This window comes from Sphingomonas sp. (assembly GCF_040398505.1).
Classification (GTDB): Bacteria; Pseudomonadota; Alphaproteobacteria; order Sphingomonadales; family Sphingomonadaceae; genus Sphingomonas.
On the sequence record NZ_JBBATX010000015.1, the window covers coordinates 11,370 to 16,800 of the forward strand.

A 5,431-nucleotide genomic window follows, 5' to 3' on the forward strand; every position below is an offset into this window, starting at 1 on the left:
CCATCTCCCCGAGCTTGCGCTCCCACGCCAGCGCATCGCGTACGATCAGGTCGAGATCGGCACGCTTGGGGGTCCAGTCGAGCGTGGCGAGGATCGCGGTGTTATCCGCGACCAACTCGCCCGCATCGCCCGCGCGGCGGCCTTCGATCACGCGGTTGAGCTTGATATTGGTCACGCGGTCGACCGCGTCGAGCACTTCGAGCACCGAGAAGCCCTTGCCATAGCCGGCGTTGAGCGTGTGGCTGCGGGTCGGTTCGGCTACCAACAGATCGAGTGCTGCGACATGCGCGGCGGCCAGATCGCTGACATGGATATAATCGCGCACCCCGGTGCCGTCGGGCGTCGCATAATCGGTGCCATAAATTCCGACACTCCCGCGCTTGCCCAGCGCCGCCTCGACCGCGATCTTGATGAGGTGCGTGGCACCAACGGTCGATTGCCCGCTGCGCTGCTGCGGATCGGCGCCCGCCACGTTGAAATAGCGCAAGGCGGCATAGTTGATCGGATGCGCCGCCGCGACGTCGCGCAGCATCGCCTCGGTCATCAGCTTTGACGTGCCGTACGGGTTGATCGGCACGGTCGGGTCGCCCTCCGCCACCGGTACCTTGGCCGGCGTGCCATAGGTCGCGGCGGTTGAGGAGAAGATGAAGTGCTTCACACCCGACACGACCGCGCTTTCGAGAAGCGCGCGGCTGGCGACGGTGTTGTTGCGATAATATTTGAGCGGATCGCTGACCGATTCGGGGACGATGATCGAGCCGGCGAAATGCATCACCGCGCTCACGCCGTGATCGCGCAGCGTCGCGCGGACGTGGGCATCGTCCTCGATTTCGCCTTGTACAAGCGTGGCGCGCGGGTCGACCAACCAGTCGAACCCGGTCGACAGATTGTCATACACCACGACGCGGTGGCCCGCATCGAGCAGTGCCAGCACCGCATGGCTGCCGATATAGCCCGCGCCGCCCGTTACCAGTACCGATCCGTCCAGCATGCGTATCTGCCCTTTTTGTCGCGGGTTCGCGTTCCTATCTTGAAGCCCTAAACAAGGAGCGAACGATGGCAAGCGAAGTCGCCACCCTGGCGGGCGGATGTTTCTGGTGCACCGAGGCGGTGTTCAAGGATGTGATCGGCGTGGAAAAGGTCGAGAGCGGCTATATTGGCGGCGCGGTCCCCAATCCCACCTACAAGCAGGTATGTAGCGGTGCGACCGGCCATGCCGAGGCGATCCGCGTGACCTTCGATGCCGATCAGGTGTCGTATGGCGACATCCTCGACATGTTCTTTGCGACGCACGATCCGACGCAGCTCAACCGGCAAGGCAATGACATCGGCACGCAATATCGCTCGGCGATCTTCCCGCATGACGACGCGCAAGCGGCCGAGGCGGTGGCGGCGATGGCGCGTGCGGCAGACGGCTGGCCCGCGCCGATCGTCACCACGATCGAACCGATGAGCGAATGGTATCCGGCGGAGGACTATCATCAGGGATATTGGGAGGCCGAAGGGCGCGGCAATCCCTATTGCATCGCGGTGATCCCGCCTAAGCTCGCTAAGCTGCGCAAGAGCTTCGCGGCGCGATCCAAAGCTGTGGCGACTTAAGAAGATTTTATTCGCGCGGAGGCGCGGAGGACGCGGAGAAGAAGAGCGCGGTGGCGCTCGATCGGCTGTTATGCGTTTCTCTGCGTTCCCGGCGCCTCTGCGCGAACCCCTTTTCAGTCGCGGTGCGCCGCGCGGCGCAGACGGTCGTTGATCGCGATGCCGATGCCGTCGTCGGGGATCGGGGCGGTCGCGATGCTGGCGCGGTCGCTCGCGTCGGCGCGGTGGAGCGCGTCGAAGAGGTTTGCCGCCGCTTCGACCGGATTACCCGATGCTGATAGCGTTTCCTCCCCCGCTGTCTCGCCGAAACCGATGAGATATTCACCGTCTTCTGTGTGCGTTGCGTTCAGGCGGAGCGGCTTTCTCGGCGCGTAATGGCTGGCGAGCTGGCCGGGCGCGGTTACGCGCGTGTCTTGCCCTTTTCTCCACCCCGGCGAAGGCCGGGGTCCAGTTGCGTGTCGCTCGCTGGGGAGGACAGCGTTCAAAGCTGGAACGCTCGCTGCTGGACCCCGGCCTTCGCCGGGGTGGAGCGTTGAGGATTGGATAAGCGAGAGATCGTCCGCAGTAATCGGCCCCGGCCGCAACACCGTGCGCCCCTGCACGATCGTCGACTCGAGTCCCGATTCGGTCGCGCCGTCATCCACTACCAGCGCGATGCGTCCGCTTAGGCTCGCCACGACATGCGCCGCGCGCGTCGGGCTGATGCCGCCGCTGGCATTGGCCGAGGGCGCGGCGAGCGGCTTGCCCGTTGCCTCCAGCAAGGCGCGCATCGCGCGGTGCGCGGGCACGCGGAGCGCAATCGTATCGAGCCCCGCCGTCACCAGCGACGCGATGCCCGAATCCGCGCGGAGCGGCAGCACCAGCGTCAACGGCCCCGGCCAGAACGCCTCGGCCAGCGCCAGCGCATCCGCGTCGAAATCCGCAATTTCCTGGGCCGCCGCCAGATCGAGCACATGCACGATCAGCGGGTTGAAGCTCGGGCGGCCCTTGGCGGCATAGATTCGCGCGACCGCGGCCGAATCGGTCGCGTCCGCCGCCAGCCCGTAGACCGTCTCGGTCGCAATCGCGACCGGTTGCCCAGCGGTAATCAGCGCGGCGGCCGCGATGATCGCGGCCTCGCCGTAAGGTAAGGTCCTCGTCGCAAAAGGCGGGTTTGGCGCGGTCATCATGCGCGGCTATAGCGGCGACAAGCCCGCCGCATAAGAGGACGTCCCATGTTTACCCCCGCCACCGCCGACCAGCGTTTCGTGCTCGATCATGTCGCGCGGATTGCCGATCTCGCCGCGACCGATCGCTTCGCCGCCGCCAGCGACGATGTCGTCGACGCCGTCCTCGAAGGGGTGGGTCAGTTGGCCGCCGGCGAATGGGCACCGCTGCTGCGCGCCGGCGATACCGTCGGCGCGAAATGGACCCCCGAAGGCGTGGTGATGCCCGACGGTTTCGTGAAGGCGTATCACGATTATGTCGAGGGTGGCTGGGGCACGATCGGCGTGCCGGAGGAGTTTGGCGGGCAGGGGCTGCCCTTCGTGATCCAGACCGCGGTGCTCGATACGCTCGGCACCGCGAATATGGGCTTCGCGCTTGCCCCCACGCTGACGGTCGGCGCGATCGAGGCGCTGGCGCATCACGGCAGCCCTGAGCAGCAAGCGCTCTACCTCCCGCATTTGGCGACCGGCGAGTGGACCGGCACGATGAATCTGACCGAGCCGCAGGCCGGCTCCGATGTCGGGGCACTCCGCACCACCGCCACCCCGCGCGGCGACGGGACGTTCCTGATCAAGGGCACCAAGATCTACATCTCGTTCGGTGATCACGACATGGCCCCGAATATCGTCCACCTTGTGCTCGTGCGCACCCCCGGCGCACCCGCCGGGACCAAGGGGATTTCGCTGTTCCTGGTGCCGAAGTACCGGCTGACGGACGATGGCGCGCCAGGCGATTTCAACGATGTCCGCGTCGTCTCGATCGAGCATAAGATGGGCCTCCACGCCTCGCCGACCTGCGTGCTGAGCTTTGGCGATCAGGACGATTGCATCGGCGAGCTGATCGGGGCCGAATATGGCGGCATCCGCGCGATGTTCACGATGATGAACAATGCGCGGCTCAATGTCGGCTTGCAGGGCGTGCAGGTCGCCGAGGCAGCGACGCAGGCGGCGGTGTCGTACGCGCTCGACCGCGTCCAGTCGCCGCGCGCCGGATCGGGCAGTGCCGAGTCGGTCAAGATCGTCGAGCATCCCGATGTCCGCCGGATGCTGCTGCGGATGAAGGCGCAAACGCAGGCAGCGCGCGCGCTCGTTTATTATGCCGCGAGCCAAGTCGATCGCGCGACGCTCCGTGAGGTTGGCGGACAGGAGCGGCTCGACATCCTCACCCCGCTTGCCAAGGCGCACGGCACCGACATCGGCAATGAAGTCGCCAGCCTCGGCATCCAGATTCATGGCGGCATGGGCTATATCGAGGAGACCGGCGCGGCGCAGTTCTTCCGCGATGCGCGGATCACGCCGATTTACGAAGGCACCAACGGCATTCAGGCGGCCGATCTGGTCGGGCGCAAGCTCGGTATGGATAATGGCGGCGTGTTCGCGCGGCTGATCGCCGATATGCGGGCCGAGGCGCAGGACGGCGGGTTGGTCGCTTTGATCGATGCGTGCGACGACATCGGGCGCGGTATGGCGGGAATGGACGCCGACGACAAGCTCGCGGCGAGTTATCCGTTCCTGACGATGCTGTCGGTCGCGGTCTGCGGCTGGCTGATGGAGCGGTCGGGCCGTCTCGCGACCGGCGACGACGCCTTCGCGCAAATGAAGCGCGCGGCGTGCGCCTTCTACGTCGCGCAGATCGTGCCCGAGGCGCTGGGCTTGCGCGCGGCAGCGAGCGCGAGCGCGGCGGTGCTCTATTCGGTCCCGGCCGAGGCGTTCGCGGCTTGAGCGACTGGTCGTGGACCCCGACCGCCGACAGCGGGATCAGCGTGCGGATGCAGTCGGCGGGCGAGGTCACGCTCGAACTCGCCGAACTGCCCGCCGCCGATGGCAGCACCGACCGGCTGGCCTTGTGCGTCCACGGTTTCCCCGAACTCAATTTCAGCTGGCGTTATCAGATGCCGTTGCTCAGCGAGCGCGGCTGGCGGGTCTGGGCGCCCAATCTGCGCGGCTATGGCGCGAGCGATCGGCCCGAGGGGGTCGCCGCCTATCATATCGATCGGCTGGTCGGCGATCTGGTCGGCTTGATCGATGCGAGCGGCGCGAAAGAGGTGCTGCTGATCGCGCATGATTGGGGCGCGATCATCGCGTGGCAATTCGCGATCCGCCGCGCGCGACCGCTCGTCGGGCTGGTCATTATGAACGTGCCGCACCCGCACGTCTTCGCGCGCGAGCTGAAGACCTGGGGCCAGTTGCGGCGCAGCTGGTACGTCTATTTCTTTCAACTGCCGTGGCTGCCCGAGCGCGTGTTCGGGCGAAATCATGCCGCCGGCATCGCCCGCGCGATCCGCAACATGGCGGTCGACAAAAGCGCCTTCCCGCGCGCGGTGCTCGATGTGTACCGCGCGGCGGCGGCGCGGCCCGGCGCGCTCACCGCGATGCTCAATTATTACCGCTCGATGGTGCGTTCGGGCAGCAATACCCCGACGGGCGACGGCCGGATCGAGACGCCGACGCTGATGATCTGGGGTGAGGAAGACACCGCGCTCGGCATCGGCTGTTCGCAGGGGACCGAGGCCTATTGCCCCGACTTCGAGATCCACCGCTTGCCCGGCGTCTCGCACTGGGTGCAGCAGGAAGCGCCGGACACGGTCAATGCGGTCCTGGGGACATGGCTGGAGCGCTTTCGGCGGTAG

The 5,431-nt window shown here is 66.5% G+C and carries 5 protein-coding genes; 3 read left to right on the forward strand and 2 right to left on the reverse strand.

Features of this window, described 5'->3' with window-relative positions; translation table 11 throughout:
• Positions 1-991, reverse strand: a 991-nt coding sequence (gene galE, locus ABWP09_RS03640; RefSeq protein ID WP_353203802.1) for a UDP-glucose 4-epimerase GalE, incomplete at its 3' end; no start/stop codon positions are given.
• Positions 992-1,056: 65 nt separating this feature from the next.
• On the opposite strand from galE, the gene msrA reads away from it, so the two are divergent.
• Entirely contained in the window at positions 1,057-1,599 is a 543-nt protein-coding gene (gene msrA / locus ABWP09_RS03645; protein ID WP_353203803.1) for a peptide-methionine (S)-S-oxide reductase MsrA, read from the forward strand.
• A 113-nt stretch (positions 1,600-1,712) separates the two neighbouring features.
• Here the strand turns inward: msrA and ABWP09_RS03650 are convergent, their stop codons facing one another.
• A complete protein-coding gene (locus tag ABWP09_RS03650; protein WP_353203804.1) occupies positions 1,713-2,765 on the reverse strand; it encodes an L-threonylcarbamoyladenylate synthase in 1,053 nt (350 codons plus the stop codon).
• Between the two features lie 45 nt (positions 2,766-2,810).
• On the opposite strand from ABWP09_RS03650, the gene ABWP09_RS03655 reads away from it, so the two are divergent.
• Together ABWP09_RS03655 and ABWP09_RS03660 are read left to right on the forward strand one after the other, a co-directional pair.
• Positions 2,811-4,523, forward strand: coding sequence for an acyl-CoA dehydrogenase family protein (locus tag ABWP09_RS03655; RefSeq protein ID WP_353203805.1), 1,713 nt, complete (start codon positions 2,811-2,813; stop codon positions 4,521-4,523).
• Positions 4,520-5,431 carry an alpha/beta fold hydrolase gene (locus ABWP09_RS03660; RefSeq protein ID WP_353203806.1) on the forward strand — a complete coding sequence of 304 codons (912 nt, stop codon included), beginning with the start codon at positions 4,520-4,522 and terminating at the stop codon, positions 5,429-5,431. Before ABWP09_RS03655 ends, ABWP09_RS03660 begins: the two co-directional genes overlap by 4 nt.